At 73.6% G+C, this 20,775-nt stretch carries 17 protein-coding genes; 7 read left to right on the plus strand and 10 right to left on the minus strand.

From position 1 onward, the window contains the following. The 4 genes from Q0840_RS01615 to Q0840_RS01630 all read left to right on the plus strand — a co-directional run bounded on the left by Q0840_RS01615 (position 1) and on the right by Q0840_RS01630 (position 4,076). A complete protein-coding gene (locus Q0840_RS01615) occupies positions 1-741 on the plus strand; it encodes an ABC transporter permease subunit (protein WP_298455335.1) in 741 nt (246 codons plus the stop codon). Between the two features lie 151 nt (positions 742-892). Continuing rightward, on the plus strand, positions 893-2,074 hold the full coding sequence (locus Q0840_RS01620; protein ID WP_298455337.1) for a zinc-dependent alcohol dehydrogenase: 1,182 nt from the start codon (positions 893-895) through the stop codon (positions 2,072-2,074). A gap of 91 nt (positions 2,075-2,165) precedes the next feature. Then, entirely contained in the window at positions 2,166-3,398 is a 1,233-nt protein-coding gene (locus Q0840_RS01625) for a TIGR03862 family flavoprotein (protein WP_298455340.1), read from the plus strand. A gap of 150 nt (positions 3,399-3,548) precedes the next feature. Beyond that, positions 3,549-4,076 (plus strand): hypothetical protein, encoded by a 528-nt coding sequence (locus Q0840_RS01630; RefSeq protein WP_298455343.1) that lies wholly within the window; start codon positions 3,549-3,551, stop codon positions 4,074-4,076. A gap of 127 nt (positions 4,077-4,203) precedes the next feature. On the opposite strand, the gene Q0840_RS01635 is transcribed toward Q0840_RS01630, so the two are convergent. The 9 genes from Q0840_RS01635 to Q0840_RS01675 form a co-directional block, all read right to left on the minus strand. Next, positions 4,204-5,718 carry an alpha-N-arabinofuranosidase gene (locus tag Q0840_RS01635; protein WP_298455345.1) on the minus strand — a complete coding sequence of 505 codons (1,515 nt, stop codon included), beginning with the start codon at positions 5,716-5,718 and terminating at the stop codon, positions 4,204-4,206. Between the two features lie 299 nt (positions 5,719-6,017). Beyond that, positions 6,018-7,067, minus strand: a complete 1,050-nt coding sequence (locus Q0840_RS01640) for a LacI family DNA-binding transcriptional regulator (RefSeq protein WP_298455348.1) — start codon at positions 7,065-7,067, stop codon at positions 6,018-6,020. Positions 7,068-7,373: 306 nt separating this feature from the next. Then, positions 7,374-8,126, minus strand: coding sequence for a polysaccharide deacetylase family protein (locus Q0840_RS01645; RefSeq protein WP_298455351.1), 753 nt, complete (start codon positions 8,124-8,126; stop codon positions 7,374-7,376). A gap of 3 nt (positions 8,127-8,129) precedes the next feature. Then, on the minus strand, positions 8,130-9,548 hold the full coding sequence (locus Q0840_RS01650) for a sugar porter family MFS transporter (protein ID WP_298455354.1): 1,419 nt from the start codon (positions 9,546-9,548) through the stop codon (positions 8,130-8,132). 169 nt (positions 9,549-9,717) lie between these two features. Further along, on the minus strand, positions 9,718-10,722 hold the full coding sequence (locus Q0840_RS01655) for a sugar phosphate isomerase/epimerase (RefSeq protein ID WP_298455356.1): 1,005 nt from the start codon (positions 10,720-10,722) through the stop codon (positions 9,718-9,720). Position 10,723: 1 nt separating this feature from the next. Then, positions 10,724-11,962 carry a Gfo/Idh/MocA family protein gene (locus tag Q0840_RS01660; RefSeq protein ID WP_298455359.1) on the minus strand — a complete coding sequence of 413 codons (1,239 nt, stop codon included), beginning with the start codon at positions 11,960-11,962 and terminating at the stop codon, positions 10,724-10,726. A 107-nt stretch (positions 11,963-12,069) separates the two neighbouring features. Continuing rightward, positions 12,070-13,134: a substrate-binding domain-containing protein gene (locus Q0840_RS01665; protein WP_298455361.1), complete on the minus strand. Its 1,065-nt coding sequence runs from the start codon at positions 13,132-13,134 to the stop codon at positions 12,070-12,072. Positions 13,135-13,304: 170 nt separating this feature from the next. Further along, positions 13,305-14,402: an ABC transporter permease gene (locus Q0840_RS01670; RefSeq protein WP_298455363.1), complete on the minus strand. Its 1,098-nt coding sequence runs from the start codon at positions 14,400-14,402 to the stop codon at positions 13,305-13,307. Next, positions 14,399-15,979 carry a sugar ABC transporter ATP-binding protein gene (locus Q0840_RS01675; RefSeq protein ID WP_298455365.1) on the minus strand — a complete coding sequence of 527 codons (1,581 nt, stop codon included), beginning with the start codon at positions 15,977-15,979 and terminating at the stop codon, positions 14,399-14,401. The genes Q0840_RS01670 and Q0840_RS01675 overlap by 4 nt, the downstream gene beginning before the upstream one ends. Positions 15,980-16,079: 100 nt before the next feature. Between Q0840_RS01675 and Q0840_RS01680 the strand changes: the two genes are divergently transcribed. The 3 genes from Q0840_RS01680 to Q0840_RS01690 all read left to right on the plus strand — a co-directional run bounded on the left by Q0840_RS01680 (position 16,080) and on the right by Q0840_RS01690 (position 19,394). Beyond that, the gene (locus tag Q0840_RS01680; RefSeq protein WP_298455367.1) at positions 16,080-17,252 is read left to right on the plus strand and encodes an ROK family transcriptional regulator; all 1,173 of its coding nucleotides are present in this window, start codon (positions 16,080-16,082) and stop codon (positions 17,250-17,252) included. A gap of 184 nt (positions 17,253-17,436) precedes the next feature. Next, positions 17,437-18,951 (plus strand): Gfo/Idh/MocA family protein, encoded by a 1,515-nt coding sequence (locus Q0840_RS01685; RefSeq protein ID WP_298455369.1) that lies wholly within the window; start codon positions 17,437-17,439, stop codon positions 18,949-18,951. Continuing rightward, positions 18,948-19,394: a Fur family transcriptional regulator gene (locus tag Q0840_RS01690; protein WP_298455372.1), complete on the plus strand. Its 447-nt coding sequence runs from the start codon at positions 18,948-18,950 to the stop codon at positions 19,392-19,394. Before Q0840_RS01685 ends, Q0840_RS01690 begins: the two co-directional genes overlap by 4 nt. 25 nt (positions 19,395-19,419) lie before the next feature. On the opposite strand, the gene aztD is transcribed toward Q0840_RS01690, so the two are convergent. After that, positions 19,420-20,772 (minus strand): zinc metallochaperone AztD, encoded by a 1,353-nt coding sequence (gene aztD / locus Q0840_RS01695; protein ID WP_298455376.1) that lies wholly within the window; start codon positions 20,770-20,772, stop codon positions 19,420-19,422. Positions 20,773-20,775: the final 3 nt, after the last annotated feature.

Here is a 20,775-nt window from a genome sequence, read left to right on the forward strand (position 1 = left end):
ATGAACGCCACCGTCGCGCGGCTCACCTCCCGCGCCATCCTCGGCCGACGGCGCGCGCTGCTGCTCCTGCTGCTGCCCGCCGCCCTCCTCGTCATCTGCGTCCTCGCCCGGGTCCTGGCCGGGGCGGGGCCGGACGGCGCCGACGGGCTCGCCGCCGAGCTGCTGAACGGGTTCGGTCTCGCGGTCCTGCTGCCCCTGCTCGCGCTCATCGCGGGCACCGGCGCCATCGGCCCGGAGATCGACGACGGCTCCATCGTGTACCTGCTGGCCAAGCCGCTGCGTCGGTCCGTCATCGTGGTGACCAAGGCGCTGGTCGCCATCGGCATCGTCACGCTCTTCGGGGCGCTCCCCGTGCTCATCGGCGGGGTGATCATGACCGGTGGGCTGGGGGCCGTGCCCGTCGGCTACGGGGTCGGCAGCCTCCTCGCCGGGATCGCCTACAGCGCCGTGTTCCTGCTGCTGGCGGTGGTCAGCCGCAACGCCGTCGTCCTCGGGCTGCTCTACGCGCTCCTGTGGGAGTCGCTCATCGGCCAGTTCGTCCCCGGCGCGCAGGCGCTGAGCATCCAGCAGTGGTCCCTGGCGGTCACGCAGAGCGTGGTGGGCGCGGACGCCGAGCGCCTCGGCATCGCTTCCGCGGTCGGCCTGCCGGTCGCCGTCGTCCTGCTCACGCTCGTCACCGTGGGCAGCGTCTGGTACGCGTCCCGCCGGCTGCGGACCATCCGCCTGACCGAGGACGCCTGACCCCTGGGCGCGGGGCCGCACGTTCCGCCGCCGAGAGGCTCCGGCCTGCACCCACCGCCGCTCCCGACGGGCAGCCCGCGCCGACCTCTGATTGGGTCGCATCGGATCTGGACCGGACCGGACCGGCCAGCACGAGGTGGAGGCGCACGCGATGAAGGCTGTGACCTGGCAGGGCAAGCGCGACGTGCGCGTCGAGGACGTCCCCGACCCGCGGATCGAGCAGGACACCGATGCGGTCGTGCGGATCACCAGCACGAACATCTGCGGCTCGGACCTGCACCTGTACGAGACCCTGGGTGCCTTCATGGACGCCGGTGACATCCTCGGCCACGAGCCGATGGGCATCGTGGAGGAGGTCGGCAGCGGCGTGACCGGTCTGGCGCCGGGCGACCGGGTCGTCATCCCGTTCCAGATCTCCTGCGGGCACTGCTTCATGTGCGACGGCGGCCTCTACACCCAGTGCGAGACGACCCAGGTGCGCGAGCAGGGGACCGGGGCGGCGCTGTTCGGCTTCTCCAAGCTGTACGGGCAGGTGCCGGGCGGTCAGGCGGAGTACCTGCGCGTGCCGCAGGCGCAGTCGACCCACATCAAGGTCCCGCACGGGCCGGCGGACGACCGCTTCGTCTACCTCTCCGACGTGCTGCCGACCGCGTGGCAGGCGGTGCAGTACGCCGCGATCCCGCGGGGCGGGACCGTCGCCGTCCTGGGTCTCGGCCCGATCGGCGCGATGGCCGGGCGGATCGCCCTGCACCAGGGCGCCGGCCGGGTGTTCGGGGTCGACCTGGTCCCGGAACGCCTCGAGCGCGCACGTGCCCGCGGCATGGAGACGGTCGACCTGCGCGAGCACGACGACGTCGCGGCCGTGCTGCGCGACCTCACCGGCGGCAGGGGCCCGGACGCCGTCATCGACGCCGTCGGGATGGAGGCGCACGGGTCACCGGGCGGCAAGGTCGTGCAGACCATCACGGGGCTCCTGCCGGACGCCATCGCCGCACCGCTCACGGAGAAGGCGGGGCTGGACCGGCTCGGCGCGCTGTACGCCGCGATCGACATCGTGCGGCGCGGCGGCACCATCTCGATCATCGGCGTGTACGGCGGCATGGTCGACCCGATGCCGCTGATGACGATGTTCGACAAGCAGATCCAGCTGCGCATGGGGCAGGCCAACGTGAAGCGGTGGGTGGACGACATCATGCCGCTGCTGGGTGACGACGATCCCCTCGGCGTCGACACCTTCGCCAGTCACCGGCTGCCGCTCAGCGAGGCGCCGCGGGCCTACGAGGCGTTCCAGAAGAAGACCGACGACGCCTTCAAGATCGTCCTGACGCCGTAGCGCCGCCAGCGGGCGCCGGCGATGGCCCGGGTGCCATGGGCTACGTTCGGCGGGTGCCCATCGGCCCCCTCGACGTCGCGCGCGACCGGTCATGAGCACCGCGACCGTCGTCGGCGGCGGGCCGGCGGGACTGATGGCGGCGGAGGTGCTGGCCCGGGCCGGCGTCGCCGTGACCGTGTACGAGCGGATGCCCTCGGTCGGGCGCAAGCTCCTCATGGCCGGCCACGGCGGGCTGAACCTCACCCACACCGAGGACCTCGCGCGCTTCGGGCCCCGGTACGGCGACGCGGCCGACCAGGTCGCCCCGATGCTCGCCGCCTTCAGCCCGGACGACCTGCGCAACTGGTGCGCCGACCTGGGCGAGCCCACGTTCGTCGGGTCGAGCGGGCGCGTGTTCCCCGAGGCGTTCCGGGCGACGCCCCTGCTCCGGGCGTGGCTGGCACGGCTCGCCGACCTCGGGGTCACCGTCCGTACCCGGCAGCGCTGGACCGGCTGGGCCCCGGACGACGGCGGTCTGCGGTTCACCGGCCGCGACGGCGCGACGAGTGACGCCGCCGCGGACGCGACCGTCTTCGCCCTCGGCGGCGCGTCGTGGCCGCAGCTGGGGTCCGACGGCGGATGGGTCGGGCCGTTCCGTGAGCGCGGCGTCGCGATCGCCCCGTTCCGCGCGGCGAACGTCGGCGTCCGGGTCGCGTGGAGCGACGTCTTCGCGGACCGGTTCGAGGGGACGCCGGTCAAGCACCTGCGGCTGACGGTCCGCGGGGTCGACACGGATCCGGTGCGCGGCGACGCGATGGTCACCCGCACCGGCCTGGAGGGCGGTCCGGTGTACGCGCTCGGTGCCGCGATCCGCCAGGCCCTGGACCGCGAGGGGACGTGCGTGCTGGACGTCGACCTGCGTCCCGACCTCACCGTCGGGCAGCTCACCGACCGGCTCGGACGCCGGCGGGCGAAGGACTCGGTGTCGACGTGGCTGCGCCGCTCGACCGGTCTGGATCCGGTCGCCGTCGGACTCCTGCGCGAGGCGAGCGGTGGTGCGGTGCCCGACGACGCCGCCGCCGCGGCCGCGCTGATCACGGCGGTTCCGGTGACGGTGACCGGGACGATGCCGATCGCCGAGGCGATCTCGTCGGCGGGCGGCGTGACATGGTCGGACGTCGACGGGGCGCTCATGCTGCGCCGGCTGCCGGGCACGTTCGTGGCTGGCGAGATGCTCGACTGGGAGGCGCCGACGGGCGGCTACCTGCTGCAGGCGTCGTTCAGCAGCGGGGTGGTCGCCGGGCACGGAGCACTGGCCTGGCTGAGGCGCGGCGCCACCGGCTGAGGCTCCCGACGACGCGTTCGGTCCCGCGGGACTCCGCGCGTCACTAGGGTCCGTGCCGGGGATCGATCGACGAGCCGAGGGGCGTGGGCGGTGCACGAGGTGAAGGCGGGGTTGTTCCGGAGCGGCGGCGGGCGACGAGCGCACCGGGTGATGCTCGGTCTCACCGTGCTGTCGGTGCTGTGGGGCGTCGCGAGCCTCGTGGCCGTGGCCGTGGAGCTCGCCGGCGGCGCGACGGGCACCTTCGAGCTGGGCGGCCGCCGGCTGCCCCTGTGGGTCCTGTGGGTCGGCTCGGCCGTGGCCGCGGCCGTCGTCACGCAGGACAGCTACGCCAACTGGCGCCGGACCGGCCCCCACCACGGCATCCTCGACATCGCGGTGGAGCCGACGGGGCTGCGCATCGCCCGGCCCGGGACGTGGGGGCGCAGCCGCGAGGTCCTCGTCCAGCGCGGCGAGACGGTGATCCTCGACGCCCGGCTGGTGCGCGACCGGCGGGCGGGCACGGACCGCAGCTACCGGTTCACGGTGTCCGCACCGGCCGGGTCGTTCGGCTTCGTCCAGCCCATCTATGTCGAGAAGCTGTCGCTCGTGCCGCTGGACGAGGCCGCGCGCGAGCTCCGCATCACCGTCGAGGTGTCAGGCGCGATGACCGCGGTCGAGCGGCTCGGCGTCCCCGCGTAGCACGCCGCGCCCCGTCCGCGCCGCGCCGGCAGCCGGCACCGGCAGCCGGCACCGGCAGCCGGGGCCGGCACAGGTGGCCGGACGCCGCCGTCCGGCCACCCGACGGTGACCGGACGGCGGGCCGGGGTCAGCCGACCTTGATGAGGAACATCGTCCAGGAGGCGGGTGCGAGCTCCGCGGTCAGCACGCCGTCGGTCACCTGGGCCGCCTCGAAGGCGCGCGGGACGACGCGGTCGGGGGCGTCCTGGGTGTTCGCCGCGGTGTAGTCCTCGTCGGCGATCTGCAGCGCGTCGACGAGCTCGGCACCGTCGAAGGACCGCAGCGAGGTGGACAGCTGCACCGGCTGGGACGGGTCGCGGTTGACGACGAAGACGGCGACCTGGCCCTCCTCGGCGTCGTACGTGGCCACGGAGTCCAGCAGCGGGACGTCGCCGTACCGCTCGGTGGACAGGGTCGGCGCGTCCAGCCGGAGGTCCAGGACCTGGCCCCGGGCGTGCTTGGCCATCTGGGCGAAGGGGTGGAAGATCGACTGCCGCCACGCCGGCCCGTTCGGCTCGGTCCGGATCGAGCTGATCGTGTTCACGAGCTGGGCCTGGGAGGCCGACGTGACGCGGTCCGCGTGCCGCAGCAGGGTGATCAGCAGCGACCCGACGACGACGGCGTCGACGACCGTGTACGCCTCCTCGCTGGTGCGCGGCGCCTCGACCCAGTCCTCCGGCAGCCCGCCGTTGCCGGCCTGCAGCTCCTCGAGGTACCAGACGTTCCACTCGTCGAACGAGATGTTGATCTTCTTGTCCGACTGCAGGCGGGCACCGACGTGGTCGGCGGTCGCGACGACCTGGTGGATGAAGCGGTCCATGTCGACCGAGGACGCCAGGAAGCTCGCGTGGTCGTCGCCGTGCAGCTGGTAGTAGGCGTGCGCGGAGATGTAGTCGACGACGTCGTAGGTGTGCTCCAGGACGGTCGCCTCCCAGGCGCCGAAGGTCGGCATCACGCGGCTCGAGGAACCGCACGCGACGAGCTCGAGGTCCTTGTCGAACTGGCGCATCGCCCGCGCGGTCTCGGCCGCCAGCCGGCCGTACTCCTCGGCCGTCTTGTGGCCCAGCTGCCACGGGCCGTCCATCTCGTTGCCCAGGCACCACATCCGGATGTCGTGCGGCTCCTTCGCCCCGTGCTCGATGCGCAGGTCCGACAGGTGCGTCCCCTGGGGGTGGTTGGCGTACTCGAGCAGGTCGATGGCCTCCTGCAGCCCGCGGGTGCCCAGGTTCATCGCCATCATCGGCTCGATGTCGGCCTTCTTGGCCCACTCCATGAACTCGTTGAGCCCGAACGCATTGGTCTCGATCGTGCGCCACGCCGGGTCCAGCCGGGTCGGGCGGTCCTCGACCGGCCCGACGCCGTCCTCCCACTTGTACCCCGAGACGAAGTTGCCGCCGGGGTACCGCACCGTGGTCACGCCGAGCTCGCGGACGAGGTCCAGGACGTCGCCGCGGAAGCCGTTGTCGTCGGCGGTCGGGTGACCCGGCTCGAAGATGCCCGTGTACACGCACCGGCCCATGTGCTCGACGAACGACCCGAAGAGCCGGCGGTTGACGGGGGCGACGACGAACGCCGGGTCGATCGACACTCTTGCCTGCTGCATGTGCTCAAGCCTCCAGGGAGCTGGTGCGGGGACGAGGGGAGGGTGGGGTGCGGTGCTCGGGTGGTCCGGGGACCACCCCGGCGGCACGGTGCCGGTACGGCGCTCCACGCACGGCCACGGCTGCCGGGACGGTGGGCACCGACCGGTGGGACGAGGGCGGTCGCGACGGCTGCATCGGCGGGCACACCCCCGGGGGACGTCGTTCTCTACATCGTTGCAGGACAACGATGTAGGACGATACAGCCCGTCGTCACGGGCGGTCAATGCACCGCCGGACGGCGTCCCGGCGGTGCCGCGCCTCAAGCCACGATGGGCGTGGTGGACTGCCGCACGTGCAGCTCGTACGGCGCCACGACCAGGGCGGGCGCACCGTCCGACGGCGCCACGCCGGCGGCACGGTCGACCAGCAGCTGCACGGCACGGTCGGCGATGTCCTGGCGTCCGGGCGCGATCGAGGTGAGCGTGGGCGTCGAGTACGCCGACTCCTCGATGTCGTCGAACCCCACCACGGCGACCTGCTCCGGGACGGAGAGCTGCCACGCGTGCAGCGCGTGCAGCGTCCCGTGCGCCAGCGCGTCGTTGAAGGCGAACACGGCGTCGAACGCGACGCCGGCGTCGAGCAGGCCCTGCACCGCCTGCTCGCCGGTGGACCGGTGCCACGCGTCGGCGGGGGCGACCAGTGCCGGGTCGTAGGGCAGGCCGGCCGCCTCGAGCGCCTGCCGGTACCCCTGCAGACGCAGCGCCGCGGACCCCACGGTCTCGCCCGGGTGGGAGCCCACCGCGGCGATCCGGGTCCGTCCGATGGCCACCAGGTGGGCCGTGGCGGCGGCGGCGCCCTGGACGTTGCTCATCGTGACGTGGTCGACCCCGGTGTCGAAGATCGACTCGCCCAGCAGGACCAGCGGGAAGCTGACGTCGAACAGCTCACGGTCGTCGTCCCCCAGGCGCAGCGGGGAGAAGATGACGCCGTCCACGAGGTGGCGCAGCGAGCCGGACAGGATCTCGACCTCGCGGTCGCGGCGCCCGCCCGTCTGCTCGATGAGGACCCGCAGGCCGGAGCGCTCCGCGGCCTGGATCACCGAGTCGGCCAGCTCGGCGAAGTACGGCAGCCGCAGCTCGGGCACCGCGAGCGCGATCATGCCGGTGCGGCCCTGCCGCAGGTTCCGCGCGGCCACGTTGACCTGGTAGCCCAGCTCGTCGATGGCCGCCTCCACCCGGGCCTTGGTCTCCGGGCGCAGGTACTGGTAGCCGTTGATGACGTTGGAGACGGTCTTGATCGACACCCCGGCGACACGGGCGACGTCGTGCATCGTCACGTTGCCCGACCTGCTCAGACCGCTCGCCGTCATCGTCCGTCCTCGTCACCGGAGGGACAGCTCGACAGACACCGCGGCACGCACCCACCGGCACGGGCGTCGCGGGCTGGGCCCCTCGACCACCGCCGGCTGAGCATCGTACGCGACACGCCGTGTCAGCCCCCTTCCACCCTCGGTGCGGACCCGGGCGTGACCGCGGCGGACGCGGACCGTCGGGCCGCGAGGGACGTCCCTGGCGGCGCCAGTATGCAACGTTAAACCTGGCGCGGGCAACGGTCTGCTCGCACGCCGGACCTGCGGACCTGCGGGTCGGCCGGTCTGCAGGTCGGCGGGTGTCGCTCAGGGCATCGGCACCCACGGCGCGGGCGGTTCGGGCTCGGGCACCACCAGCGGCCGGTACGGGACCGGCGCCGCCAGCTCGGGCACGGGCTGTCCGCTGGCGACGTACCGCGCGGGGACGACCGCGCCGGTCTCGTCCAGCAGCCCGAACCCGTACCCGCTCTCCCGGACACCGGCCACGATGCCCGGCAGCGCCTCCACGGTCGCGCTCCCCGCGCCCGTGTCGGCCGGACCGTCGTGCAGGACGATCACCCCGCCGGGCGCGAGCTGGGCCAGCACGCTGTCGCGGATGGCCTCGGCGGTGGTCCCGGGGTGCCAGTCCAGCGCGCTGATGGTCCCGCCCACCTCGAGGTAGTCGAGCACCTGGATCACCGCGTGCACCACGTCGTCGACGGCGGTCATCGGTGGCCGCACGGCGCGGAACGGGACCTCGACCCCGGCGTCCTCCAGCGCGCGGCCCGCACCGAGGATCTCCTCGCGCATCCCGACCGGGGTCAGCGACGTCAGTGCGGGGTGGGTGTCGGTGTGGTTGAGGACCTGGTGGCCCTCCGCGGCCGCGAACCGGACCAGGTCCGGGTTGGCGCGCACCCGCATCCCGACGTCGAAGAACACCGCCGGCACCTCGAGCTCGCGCAGGATCTGCAGGGTGCGGGGCCGGTGCGCGGACGGGCCGTCGTCGAAGGTCAGGCAGACCAGCGGACCGTCCGCGCCGGCGACGGGCCCCGGGGTTGCCTGCTCGGCCGGGTCGGGCACGGACTACTCCATGTCCTCGAGCTGTCGTCCCTTGGTCTCCGGCACGAACTTCGCGACGAAGAGCAGGGACAGCAGCGCGAACGTCGTGTAGAAGCCGTACGCGAACGACAGCCCGATCTCGGCCATGGCCGGGAACGAGGTGGAGATGAGGAAGTTCGCCAGCCACTGCGCGGCCGCCGCGAGCCCGAGCGCCGTGCCGCGGATGCGGTTGTTGAACATCTCCCCCAGGAGCACCCACACCGCCGGCCCCCAGGACATCCCGAAGAACACGACGAAGCCGTTGGCGGCGAGCAGCGCGACGATGCCCTGGGTGCCGCCCAGGGTCGGCTCGAGGACGCCCTCGGCGTTCTCGACCAGGTCCGCGGTGCCGAACACCACGGCCAGGATCCCCAGGGTGACGAACATGCCGGCCGACCCGATCAGCAGCAGCTTGCGGCGGCCGATCCTGTCGATGAGGGAGATCGCGACGATCGTCACGACGATGTTGGTGACCGACGTGATGACGGTCTGGGTGAGCGCGTCCGCCTCGGTGAACCCGACCGATCGCCACAGCGTCGTGGAGTAGTAGAAGATGACGTTGATCCCCACGAACTGCTGGAACACCGACAGCGCGATGCCGATCCACACGATCGGCAGCAGCCCACCGCCGGGCTTGCGCAGGTCCGCGAACGAGCTGCGCGCCTCCTGCCGGACGGTCCGCCGGATCTCGTCGATGCGCTCGCGCACCCCCGTCGTGAGGACCTGCCCGAGGACGTCGCGCGCGCGCTCGAGCTCGCCCTTGGCGACCAGGTAGCGGGGGGACTCGGGGATCTGGAACGACAGCACGCCGTACGCGATCGCGGGCACGAGCTCGGCGAGGAACATCCACCGCCAGGCCTCCAGGCCCAGCCACAGGTCCTCGGCGGCCCCGCCGGCGATCCCGGCGAGCAGCGCGTCGGAGAGCAGCGCGACGAAGATGCCGGTCACGATCGCGAGCTGCTGGAGCGACCCGAGCCGACCGCGCACCGCGGCCGGCGAGATCTCGGCGATGTACGCCGGCGCGATCACGGACGCCGCGCCGACGCCGATGCCGCCGACGACCCGCCAGAGGATGAGGTCGCCCGGACCGAACGCGAGGGCGGAGCCGACCGCGCTGACGCTGAACAGCAGGGCCGCGAGCGCCATCACCCGGATGCGCCCGATCCGGTCGGCCAGCCGGCCGGCCATGTAGGCACCCACGATGCAGCCGAGCAGCGCGGAGGAGACGGTGAAGCCGGTCAGGCCGGGCCCCATCCCGAACTCGTCGCGGATGGCGTCGACCGCGCCGTTGATGACGGCGGTGTCGAAGCCGAACAGGAATCCGCCGAGGGCCGCGACCGCGGCCAGCATCACCACCCTGCCGGTGTGGAACTGCTCAGCCGTGGACGGACTCTCAGCAGCCATCGGAACTCCTGGGCTCGGGCGGGCTCGGGCGGATGCCGCTGGTCTACCACGTCCCCCGGCGGGCGGCACCGGCAGGCGCCCGACGCCCCGCTCGCCGACTGCTCGGCGACTGGCTCAGCGGCCGCTCGACGGCTGGTCAGCCGCCGCTCAGGCGGCGCTCAGCCGGCGCTCACCGGGTGCTGAAGGCGGCGTCGAAGGCGGCCGACGGCGGGTCGAACGCGAGCCGCTGGACGAAGGCGAGCGCCTCGGGCGCACCCACGAGGCGGTCCATGCCGGCGTCCTCCCACTCCACCGAGATCGGTCCGTCGTAGCCGATCGCGTTCAGCGTCCGGAAGCTGTCCTCCCACGGGACGTCGCCGTGCCCGGTCGAGACGAAGTCCCAGCCGCGGCGGGGGTCGGCCCACGGCAGGTGCGAGCCCAGCCGGCCGTTGCGGCCGTTGCCCACCCGGCGCTTCACGTCCTTGCAGTCCACGTGGTAGATCCGTTTCGAGAAGTCCAGCAGGAAGCCCACCGGGTCCAGGTCCTGCCACATGAAGTGGCTGGGGTCCCAGTTGAGGCCGAACGCCTCGCGGTGGCCGATCGCCTCGAGGGTGCGCACGGTCGTCCAGTAGTCGTAGGCGATCTCGCTGGGGTGCACCTCGTGCGCGAACCGCACCCCGACCTCGTCGAACACGTCGAGGATCGGGTTCCACCGGTCGGCGAAGTCCCGGTAGCCGGCGTCGACCAGCTCGGCGGAGACCGGCGGGAACATCGCGACGTACTTCCAGATGGACGACCCGGTGAAGCCCACGACGGTCTTCACCCCCAGGCGCGCCGCGGTGCGCGCGGTCATCTGCATCTCCTCGGCGGCCCGCTGCCGGACGCCCTCGGCGTCGCCGTCGCCCCAGATGCGGTCCGGCAGCATGTCGCGGTGCCGCTGGTCGATGGGGTCGTCGCAGACCGCCTGGCCCTTGAGGTGGTTGGAGATCGCGTGCACCTGCAGGCCGTACCGCTCGAGCACGTCGAGCCGCTCCCGGATGTACGCGTCGTCCTGCGCGCCACGCCACGGGTCCAGGTGATCGCCCCAGCAGGCGATCTCGAGGCCGTCGTAGCCCCACTCGGACGCGAGGCGCGCGACCTCCTCGAAGGGCAGGTCGGCCCACTGGCCGGTGAACAGGGTGATCGGTCGGGCCATCTCAGCGTGCTCCGTTCTCGGGGGTGCTCTCGGGGGTGCTCTCGGACGCCTTCTCGGGGACGTCCTCGACAGGGGTCCAGGTGCTCGCCTGCGCGGCGCTGCGCTCGACGGCGGCCAGCACCCGCTGGACCTGCAGGCCGTCGGCGAAGGAGGGCTCGGGCTGCCGTCCGGCCGCCAGCGCCCCGACCAGGTCCACCACCTGGTGGACGAACGCGTGCTCGTAGCCGAGCCCGTGGCCGGCCGGCCACCAGGCCCCGACGTACGGGTGACCGGGCTCGGTGACCACGATCCGGCGGAACCCGGCGGTCTGCGGGTCCTCCTCCGCGTCGAACAGGTGCAGGACGTTCATGTCCTCGAAGTCGAACGCGAGCGAGCCGCGCGAGCCGTTGATCTCCAGCCGGATCGCGTTCTTGCGTCCCCAGGCGAACCGGGTGGCCTCGAACGTGGCCAGTCCCCCGCCGTCGAGGCGTGCGGTGAACAGGGCGGCGTCGTCGACCGTGACCGGTCCCCGCGCGCTGCCCGCGGTGCCGTGCAGGCCGGAGAAGCCGTCGGCGACCGGACGCTCGCGCACGAAGGTCTCCAGCACGCCGCTCACCCCGGTGATGCGCTCGCCGGTGATGTGCTGGGCGAGGTCGACGACGTGCGCGCCGATGTCCCCCAGCGCCCCGGACCCGGCGCGCTGCTTGTCCAGGCGCCAGGACAGCGGCGCCTGCTCGTCGGCGATCCAGTCCTGCAGGTACTGGGCGCGCACGTGGCGCACCGTGCCGATCCGTCCCTGCGCGACCAGCTCGCGGGCGAGCGCGATCGCGGGCACCCGCCGGTAGGTGAACCCCACCATCGCCCGGACCCCGGAGGCCGCCGCGCGCTCCGCCGCCGCCGTCATCGCCTCCGCCTCCGCCACCGTGTTCGCCAGCGGCTTCTCGCACAGCACGTGCTTGCCCGCCTCCAGCGCCGCGACGGCGATCTCGGCGTGCGTGTCACCGGGCGTGCAGATGTCGATCAGGTCGACGTCGTCCCGGACGAGGAGCTTGCGCCAGTCCGTCTCCGTCTGCGCCCAGCCCAGCTTGCGGGCCGCGGCCTCGACCCCGGCGGGCTTCCGGCCGGCGACGACGGCCATCTGCGGGTCCAGCGGCAGGTCGAAGAAGTGGGGAGCCACCCGCCAGGCCTGGGAGTGGGCCGCCCCCATGAAGGCGTAGCCCACCATGCCGACACCCAGGCGGGTGCCCTGTTGCTCAGCCATCGGTCTCTCTCTCGTGGTGCGCGCGACGTCGTCGGGTCGGGGCTGGTGGATGGGCCGGGGGCGTGCGCCGGTGGGTGGACCGGGCGGGTCGGCCGACCCACCGCCGGTCAGGACTCGAACGCGGTGGGCAGGTACTGCTCGACGTTCTCCGCGGTGACGACGGGTGCGTAGAGCTGGATGGTGCGCGGGATCTCGACCTCGACGAGATCGTCCATCGCCTTGTCCTGGACCGCGAGGCGGGCCAGCCGGATCCCGTCGGCGGCCTGCGTGGAGGGGTAGATGACCGTCGCCTGGAGCACGGAGTCACCGGCCTGGATGGCCTCCATGACGTTCTTCGAGCCAGCGCCGCCAACCATGACGAACTCGTCGCGACCGGCCTCGTCGATCGCAGCCATCACACCGACCCCCTGGTCGTCGTCGTGGTTCCACAGCGCGTCGATCTGCGGGGCCGCCTGGAGCAGGTTCGCCGCCGCCTGCTGACCGCCCTGCACCGTGAAGTCGGCCGCGACGCGGTTGTCGACGTCCAGGCCGCAGTCGCTGAGCGCGTCGGCGAAGCCCTGGCTGCGGTCCTGGGTGAGCGGCAGCGAGTCGATGCCGGCGATCTCGGCGACGACGGCGTCCGGGTTGTCCCCGACCTGCTCGCAGATGTAGGTGCCGGCCGAGACGCCCATGCCGTAGTTGTCGCCGAGCACCGTCGCGCGGGCCGCGAACGGGCTGGTGAACTCGCGGTCGACGTTGATGACCGTGATGCCCGCCTCCATGGCCTCGATCGCGACCTCGGTCAGCGCGGCACCGTCGAACGGCAGCAGCACGATCGCGTCCACGCCGTCGTTGATGAACTGCTCGACCTGCGAGATCTGCAGGTTGACGTCGTTGGTGCCCTCGGCGACGCGCAGCTCGACGTCGTCGTACTTCTCCGCCTCGGCGCGCGCGGCCGAGGTGATCGCCCCCATCCAGCCGTGGTCGGCGGCCGGGGCGGAGAAGCCGATGACGACGTCCTCGCCGGTCTCGTCGTTGGACCCGCCACCGACCGCGGTGTCGGCCGCGGCGGCCGGCGCGTCGTCCTCGGGAGCCGGGGTGTTGGACGTGCAGCCCGTGGCGAGGACGGCGCCGGCGGCGAGGGCGCCGGCGGTGGTCCACCAGCGGCGGCGCAGGGTGGGACGAGCGGACATGGTGATCCTCCTTGATCGCGAGCGGAGCTCGGGGGTGTCAGGACGCGGGTGCGGGTGTGCGCGGGTGCGGGTGTGCGCGGGTGCGGGGGTGCGCGGTGCGGGGCGGGGGGTGCGGGCGTCACCCGGGGGACGGGGTCCCCAGGGCGCCGCGTCGGTGCGGCGCCGGCCCGTCAGGTGCGTCGCGATCGGGCCGCGAGCTGCTGCTGGAGCAGGACGGCGACCACGATGATCAGCCCCTTGGCGACGCCCTGGGCCGACGTGGACAGGTTGTTCTGGACGAAGACGTTGGTCAGGGTGGTGAAGATGAGCACGCCGAAGACGGTGCCGACGATGGTGCCGCGGCCGCCGGCCAGCAGCGTCCCCCCGACGACGACGGCGGCGATGGCGTCGAGCTCCATGAGCGTGCCGTGGGTGGACGAGCCGGACGTGGTCCGCGCGAGCATCATGACCCCGGCGATGCCGGCGGTCAGGCCGCTGAGCGCGTACAGGGAGACCGTGTGGCGCTGCACCTTGATGCCGGCCAGCCGGGCTGCCTCGGGGTTGCCGCCGACGGCGAGCGTGCGCCGGCCGAAGGTGGTCCGGTTGAGCAGGAACCAGCCGGCCACGGCGACCAGCGCGAAGATCCACACCAGCACCGAGACGCCCAGGATGTCGGCCCGGAAGACGTCGAGGAACGGGTCGACGTCCACGATCTGGGTCTGGCGGTTGGCGATGATCTCGGCGAGGCCGCGCGCCGCGACCATCATCGCCAGGGTCGCGATGAAGGCGACGACCTTGCCGTAGGCGACCAGGACGCCGTTGACCACGCCGGCCACGGTCCCGACCGCGAGCGCGGTGAACACCATCACGGCCCAGTGCGTGTCCTGCGCCATCGTCTGCGTGGCGAGCGTGCTGGCCCACACCGACGTCAGACCGACCAGCGAGCCGACCGACAGGTCGATGCCGCCGCCGGTGATCACGAAGGTCATCCCGATGCTGAGCACCCCGATGACCGCGGCGAGCCGCAGGATCGTCATGACGTTGTCGAGGCTGGCGAACCGCTCACCGCCGGTGGCGAAGCCGACCACGCACAGCACCGCGAGGGCGACGACCAGGCCGATGTTGCGACCCGCCCCGCCGCCACCCCACCGACGCGACGGCGCCGACGGCCCGGCCGGCGTGGCCCCCGCGGTGCCGGCCGGGGCGCCCCGCTCGAGCGGCGTCGCCGGCCCCGGGCCGGGCGGGACGCTGCCGGCCGTGGCCAGCGAGGGGGGCTGGTGCTCGCTCATGCGGCACTTCCTTCCATGACGAGGTCGAGCACGCGGTGCTCGTCGATCTGGTCTGCGGGGCCGCTGTGCAGCACGCGGCCGTCGGCGATGACGAGGACGCGGTCGGCCAGGCCGAGGACCTCGTCGATCTCGCTGGAGACGACGACGACGGCGTTGCCGGCCTCGGCGAGGTCGTGGATCAGCCCGTAGATCTCGGCGCGGGCGCCGACGTCGACGCCCCGGGTGGGCTCGTCGAGCAGCAGGACGCGGCAGCCGTGCACGAGCCAGCGGGCGAGCATGACCTTCTGCTGGTTGCCGCCGGACAGCGTGCGGGCGTGCCGGTCGGGGTCGGCCGGTCGCAGCTCGAGGGCGGCGATCTGGTCGTGCGCGACCGCCCGCTCTGCCTTCTCGTCCAGGACCGGGCCGCGGGCGAACCGGCCGAAGGTCGACAGGGTGACGTTGCGGTACACCGGCTCGTCCAGCAGCAGGCCCTGGCTCTTGCGCTCCTCGGGCGCCAGCCCGATGCCCGCGGCGACCGCTGCCGAGACCGAGCCCGGACGCAGCGTGGTGCCGGCGACCCGCACGGTGCCCGCGGTCGCCCGCCGCGCGCCGTAGACGGTCTCCAGGATCTCCGAGCGCCCCGACCCGACCAGCCCGGCCAGACCGACGACCTCACCGGGCCGGACCGTGAAGCTCACGTCCTCGAAGACGCCGCGCAGGGTCAGGCCCTCGACCTCCAGCAGCGGGGCGGCGTCGGCGGCGACCGCCCGGCGGGCGGGGAACACCTGCTCGACGGACCGACCCGTCATGAGGCGGATGAGCTCGGGGGTCGGGGTCGAGGCGGCGGGCAGGCCGGTCGCGACCGTCGTGCCGTCCTTCAGGACGGTGATGCGGTCGCCGATCTGGCGGATCTCCTCGAGCCGGTGGGAGATGTACAGCACCGCGACGCCCGACGCGGTCAGGTCCCGCACGACGCGGAACAGGTTGGCGACCTCCTCGGAGTCCAGCACCGCCGACGGCTCGTCCATCACGATCAGGCGGGCGTCGTGGGACAGCGCGCGGGCCATGCTGACGATCTGCTTGCCGGCCGCGGGCAGGTGCCCGACCTCGCGCTGCGGGGGGATGTCCCCGTGCCCCAGCCGGGTCAGCAGCTCGCGGGTCCGGGCGTGCGCCTCCCGCCGCCGGGTCACGCCGCCACTGGCCAGCTCGTGGCCGAGGTAGATGTTCTCGGCGACGGTCAGGCCGTCGACGACGTCGAGCTCCTGGTACATCGTCGCGATGCCGGTCTGCAGCGCCGCGACCGGGGACGTCAGGCTGACCGGCCGGCCCTGCCACTCGACGGCGCCGGCGTCCGGCCGGTGCGCGCCGGCGAGCACCTTGATCAGCGTGGACTTGCCTGCGCCGTTCTGGCCCAGCAGGCAGTGCACCTCGCCCGGGCGCACGTCCAGGTCGACGCCGTCCAAGGCCCGCACCGCACCGAAGTGCTTCACGATGCCGCGGACCTGCAGCAGCGGGCCCTCGTCGCCCGCCGCGCCGGACGGGCCGGCGGGGGCGGCGGATCCGGTGGGGACCGCGCTCCCCGAGTCGTCATTGACCATGCCGAGCAACGTGGCAGAGGTTCTGTCGAGAGTCAAGCAAAAGTCGATGATTCATTGTCATCATCTGAGTGGAGGCCGACGTTTGTGGTTGACTCCGGCCATGCCCGCGAACGTGACCCGGCTCGGGGACCTCAGCGCCACGCTGCAGCTGCTGCGCGACGGGCGGCCCCGCACACGCGCCGAGCTGGCGAGCATCTCCGGCCAGGCGCGCTCCACCGTGGCGATGCGCGTCGACCAGCTGCTCTCCGCCGGGCTGGTCGCCCCCACGGGCGAGGCGGTCTCCACCGGCGGACGCCCGCCGGCGACGTTCGCCTTCAACCCCGCGGCCCGCGTCGTCCTGGCGGTCGACCTCGGCGCCACGCACGCGAACGTCGCCGTCACCGACCTGGCCTCGACCGTCCTGGCCGAGCACCTCGAGGTCATCTCGATCGCCGACGGGCCGTCCGCGGTGCTGTCCCGCGTCGCCACCGTGGCCGAGGGGCTCCTGGTCGAGGCGGGGCGCTCGCGGCGCGAGCTCGTCGGTGCGGGCGTGGGCCTGCCGGGGCCTGTCGACCACGGGACCGGCCGCCCCACCAACCCGCCGATCATGCCCGGCTGGGACGACGCCGACGTCGCCGGCCGGCTCCAGGCCCACCTGGGCCCGGTGCCGGTGCTGGTCGACAACGACGTCAACATCATGGCCCTCGGCGAGCACGCCGCGTCCTTCCCCGACGTCGACCACCTGCTGTTCGTCAAGGTGGCGACCGGCATCGGCGCCGGCATCGTCAGCGACGGCAGCATCCGCCGGGGCGCGCAGGGTGCGGCCGGCGACCTGGGCCACGTCGCCGTCACCGGAGGTGGCGACGTGCTGTGCCGCTGCGGCAACACCGGGTGCCTCGAGGCGCTGGCCAGCGGGCGCGCGATCGCGGCCCAGCTGACCGCGGCGGGCGTCCCGGCGGGGTCGAGCGCGGACGTGGTCGCACTGGTGCGGGCCGGGGACCTGGCGGCCACCGCCGCGGTCCGCGACGCCGGCCGGGCGCTCGGGGAGGTGCTCGCGGCCTGCGTGAGCATGCTCAACCCGTCGGTGATCGTGGTCGGCGGCATCGTCGCCGAGGCCGGCGAGCACCTGCTGGCCGGGATCCGCGAGGTCGTCTACCGCCGGTCGCTGCCGCTGGCGACCCAGCACCTGCGCATCGTCACCAGCCGGACCGGCAGCCGGGCCGGCATCCTCGGCGCCAGCACGATGGCCATCGAGCACGTGCTCGACGGTGACGTCCTCGACGCGCTGATCTGAGGCCGGCCCCATGACCGGCCCGCCGCGGGGCCGGCTCACCGCGGGGCCGGCTCACCGCGGGGCAGGACCGGCGCAGTGGACCGGTCGGCGGGCCGCGGGCCGCGGCCTGACAATGGACCCCGCGGCCTGCGCACGCCCGTGCCCGAGGCCGGCCCACGACCCAGCGCGAGCACGAGGAAGTGTCATGACGCAGCACAGCCCTGTCGACCAGAACCCGACCGCCCCCCAGCCGGCGTCGAGCACGAGTGCGCACGCGGGCAGCGGCGTGGTGCCGGACTTCGCCCCCGTGCCGACGGACCGCCCGCGGCGCCGGTACGCGGTCGCCGGGACCGGGCACCGGGCCGGGATGTACGTCGCCGCGCTGACCGGCGAGCACGCCGACGTCGGCGAGCTCGTCGCGTGGCTCGACCCCAACCCGGGCCGCATCGACTTCTACGACGCGCAGGTCGGGCGCGCGCTGGGCCTGGACGGGCCGGCGGGGCTGCCCCGGTACACCCCGGACGGGCTCGAGGCGATGATCGCCGAGCAGTCGGTGGACGTCGTCGTCATCACCAGCCTGGACCGCACCCACGCCGAGCTCGTCGACCGGGCGATGCGCGCCGGTGCGGACGTCGTCGTGGAGAAGCCGCTGACGACCGACGTCGAGGGGTGCCGCCGGATCACCCGGGCGGTCGGCGACACCGGTCGCGACCTGGTGATGACGTTCAACTACCGCTACGCCCCCCGCAACTCGACCCTGCGCCAGGTGATCGCGTCCGGCGCGATCGGCGAGGTCACCAGCGTCCACTTCGAGTGGGCCCTGGACACCGTCCACGGCGCGGACTACTTCCGCCGCTGGCACCGGGACAAGGCCAACTCCGGCGGCCTGCTCGTGCACAAGTCGAGCCACCACTTCGACCTCGTCAACTGGTGGCTGGGCGACGACCCGGTCCGGGTGTACGCCTCCGGCGCGCTGCGGTTCTACGGCGACACCAACGCGGCCGACCGTGGCCTCGGGCCGCGTCCCGAGCGCGGCACCGGGGTGGAGGGCGACCCGTTCGCGCTGGACCTGCGGTCCGACCCGCGCCTGGAGGCGCTGTACCTGGCCTCCGAGCAGCACGACGGCTACCTGCGCGACCGCGACGTGTTCACCCCGGGCATCACGATCGAGGACAACATGTCGGTGCTCGTGGACTACCGGCGGGGCGCGACGCTGACCTACTCCCTCAACGCCCACGCACCCTGGGAGGGGTACCGGGTCACCGTCAACGGCACCCACGGGCGCGCCGAGCTCGAGGTGGTCGAGCGCGGGTTCGTCGAGGTGGACGCCGACGGCAAGGTGGTGCTCGACCCGTCCGCGGTGCCCGGCGGCTCGCCGGTGGACGACCTGCGCCCCGAGGGCGACACGCTCGTCGTCCAGCGGCACTGGCACCGCGCGGAGCGGGTGCCGATCCCGGACGGCATCGGCGGGCACGGCGGCGGCGACGCCATCCTGCTCAAGGACGTCTTCCGCCGGGACCTGCGCCTCGGCGACGACCCGCTGGGCCGGGCGGCCGGTCTGCGCGACGGCGTCCGCGCCGTGTCCGTCGGCATCGCCGCCAACCGGTCGCTGACCACCGGGCAGGCCGTGCTCGTGGACGACCTGGGGCTCACCGACGCCGGCGACGGCGACCGGTCCACCGACGCGACGGCGGGCGCGGGCGGGACGCCGGTGCGATGACGGTCCAGCGGGTGACCCGCCAGCGGACGGCGATCAGCGCGCTGCTCGGCGACGTCGACGACTTCCGCAGCGCACAGCAGCTGCACGAGCTGCTGGTCGCCCGCGGGGACCGCACGGGCCTGGCCACGGTGTACCGCACGCTGCAGTCCCTGGCCGAGGACGGGGAGGTCGACGTCCTGCGCGGCGCGGGCGGCGAGGCGATCTACCGCCGGTGCGAGCAGCGCACCCACCACCACCACCTCGTGTGCCGGTCGTGCGGCGCCACGGTGGAGATCGAGGGCCCGAGCGTCGAGGCGTGGGCGACGGCGGTGGGGACGCGGCACGGGTTCGCCGACATCGAGCACACGCTCGAGCTGTTCGGCACCTGCTCCGCCTGCGCCGCGCGCGCGACGCAGGCGGATGCCGGTGCGGACACGGGCACGGCGACCTCGCCGGAGAGGTGATCCGCCGGGGCCGACGGACGTCCGGTCAGCCGGCCTGCCCGTCGTCGTGGGTCTCGTCGTCGTGGGTCTCGTCGTGGGCGTGGGCGTGCTCGGCCGCCGCCTCCCCGGAGACGCCGTCGAGCTCGTTCGGCGTGACGGGGAGCTGGACGCTGTTCCAGATCTCACCGGTCTCGACGTCGACCGCGTGCAGGGTGTCGGTGCTCGGGTCGGTGACGTAGGCGGTCCCGTCCAGCACGAACAGCGTGGGGCGCGGCGCCTGCCACTGCAGCGGCTCCTCCCACGCGTCGATCACCGGCACGGAGCGGACCAGCGCGGCCGTCTCGGGGTCGACCACGTGCAGCGCGCCGTCGGTGCCCAGCACCAGCGCCTCGCCGGCGTCGCCGCGCCCGAGCGAGCGGAAGCTGTAGCTGGCCGGCAGGTCGACGAGCGTCAGCCCTCCGGTGCGGGCGTCGATGAGCGACACCCGGGTGGGGCGCTCGAGCTCGACGTCGGGGTCGGACTTGTAGTCCCCCAGCACGACCGGGGACACGTCGGAGCCGGCCTGGTTGCCGATCCGTCCGTACGCGTCCGGGCTGGCGACCTTCGTGATCGCACCACCGGCCCACACCAGGGCACCGTCCTCGCAGCCGATGACGACGGCGTCGTCGGCGGCGACCGCCTCGCCGTGGACGCCGGGGCACTCGTCCGACGCGGCGATCTCGGCATCGCCGGAGTCCAGCACCCGGATGCCGGTGCGCGCGTCCTCGGTGCCGTGCGAGACCACGAGGGTGCCGTCGGCGAGCTCGATCGCCACGCCGTGGTGCGCGGACGGCGTCCGGTACTCGCGCGACTGGCGATGGTCGTCCTCCGCGACGGCCGCCGAGTCGAACGCGTGCACCTCGCCGGTGCCGTCGTCGAAGAGCACGGTGCGCCCGTCGTGGACGACGACGTGGCCGGGCTTCTGCGCCTCGAACGCGACGCCGGGCAGGCTCGGGGCCTGCGTGTAGTAGTGCGCGTGGTCCCCGTGCGTCTCGGCCCAGGTGCCGGCGTCCAGCAGCCTGAACCCGCCGGTCGTGGACATGAGCAGGTGCCGACCGTCCCCCGCGCCGTTGAGCCGGGTGAAGCCGTCGAGCTCGAGGTCGCCGACGGTCTCCAGCGTCGTGGCGTCCAGCACGAGGACCCCGCCGTCGTAGGTGATCGCGAGCCGCGGGCTGACGGTGGCCGCCTCGCTCGGACGGGGCGTGGCGTCGGTGGACGGCTCCGGGCTGGACGTCGCAGCCGAGGTCGTCGCGGGGTCGCCGGCGCACCCGGTCAGGACCAGCAGCGCGGCGGCGAGCCCGAGAGCCGGGACGGGTCGGGGGTGGGTTCGAGGGCGGGGTCGACGCAGGAGCGTGGGCATGGC

The organism is uncultured Cellulomonas sp. (genome assembly GCF_947494015.1).
GTDB lineage: Bacteria > Actinomycetota > Actinomycetes > Actinomycetales > Cellulomonadaceae > Pengzhenrongella.

Excerpts from the sequence above, each read along its gene's own strand:
- Q0840_RS01625 (WP_298455340.1), top strand. The coding sequence starts at position 2,166 with ATGAGCACCGCGACCGTCGTCGGCGGCGGGCCGGCGGGACTGATGGCG.
- Q0840_RS01690 (WP_298455372.1), top strand. The coding sequence starts at position 18,948 with ATGACGGTCCAGCGGGTGACCCGCCAGCGGACGGCGATCAGCGCGCTG.
- Q0840_RS01620 (WP_298455337.1), top strand. The coding sequence starts at position 893 with ATGAAGGCTGTGACCTGGCAGGGCAAGCGCGACGTGCGCGTCGAGGAC.
- aztD (WP_298455376.1), bottom strand. The coding sequence starts at position 20,772 with ATGCCCACGCTCCTGCGTCGACCCCGCCCTCGAACCCACCCCCGACCC.
- Q0840_RS01655 (WP_298455356.1), bottom strand. The coding sequence starts at position 10,722 with ATGGCCCGACCGATCACCCTGTTCACCGGCCAGTGGGCCGACCTGCCC.
- Q0840_RS01675 (WP_298455365.1), bottom strand. The coding sequence starts at position 15,979 with ATGGTCAATGACGACTCGGGGAGCGCGGTCCCCACCGGATCCGCCGCC.
- Q0840_RS01685 (WP_298455369.1), top strand. The coding sequence starts at position 17,437 with ATGACGCAGCACAGCCCTGTCGACCAGAACCCGACCGCCCCCCAGCCG.
- Q0840_RS01665 (WP_298455361.1), bottom strand. The coding sequence starts at position 13,134 with ATGTCCGCTCGTCCCACCCTGCGCCGCCGCTGGTGGACCACCGCCGGC.
- Q0840_RS01680 (WP_298455367.1), top strand. The coding sequence starts at position 16,080 with ATGCCCGCGAACGTGACCCGGCTCGGGGACCTCAGCGCCACGCTGCAG.
- Q0840_RS01670 (WP_298455363.1), bottom strand. The coding sequence starts at position 14,402 with ATGAGCGAGCACCAGCCCCCCTCGCTGGCCACGGCCGGCAGCGTCCCG.
- Q0840_RS01630 (WP_298455343.1), top strand. The coding sequence starts at position 3,549 with ATGCTCGGTCTCACCGTGCTGTCGGTGCTGTGGGGCGTCGCGAGCCTC.
- Q0840_RS01635 (WP_298455345.1), bottom strand. The coding sequence starts at position 5,718 with ATGCAGCAGGCAAGAGTGTCGATCGACCCGGCGTTCGTCGTCGCCCCC.
- Q0840_RS01640 (WP_298455348.1), bottom strand. The coding sequence starts at position 7,067 with ATGACGGCGAGCGGTCTGAGCAGGTCGGGCAACGTGACGATGCACGAC.
- Q0840_RS01660 (WP_298455359.1), bottom strand. The coding sequence starts at position 11,962 with ATGGCTGAGCAACAGGGCACCCGCCTGGGTGTCGGCATGGTGGGCTAC.
- Q0840_RS01615 (WP_298455335.1), top strand. The coding sequence starts at position 1 with ATGAACGCCACCGTCGCGCGGCTCACCTCCCGCGCCATCCTCGGCCGA.
- Q0840_RS01650 (WP_298455354.1), bottom strand. The coding sequence starts at position 9,548 with ATGGCTGCTGAGAGTCCGTCCACGGCTGAGCAGTTCCACACCGGCAGG.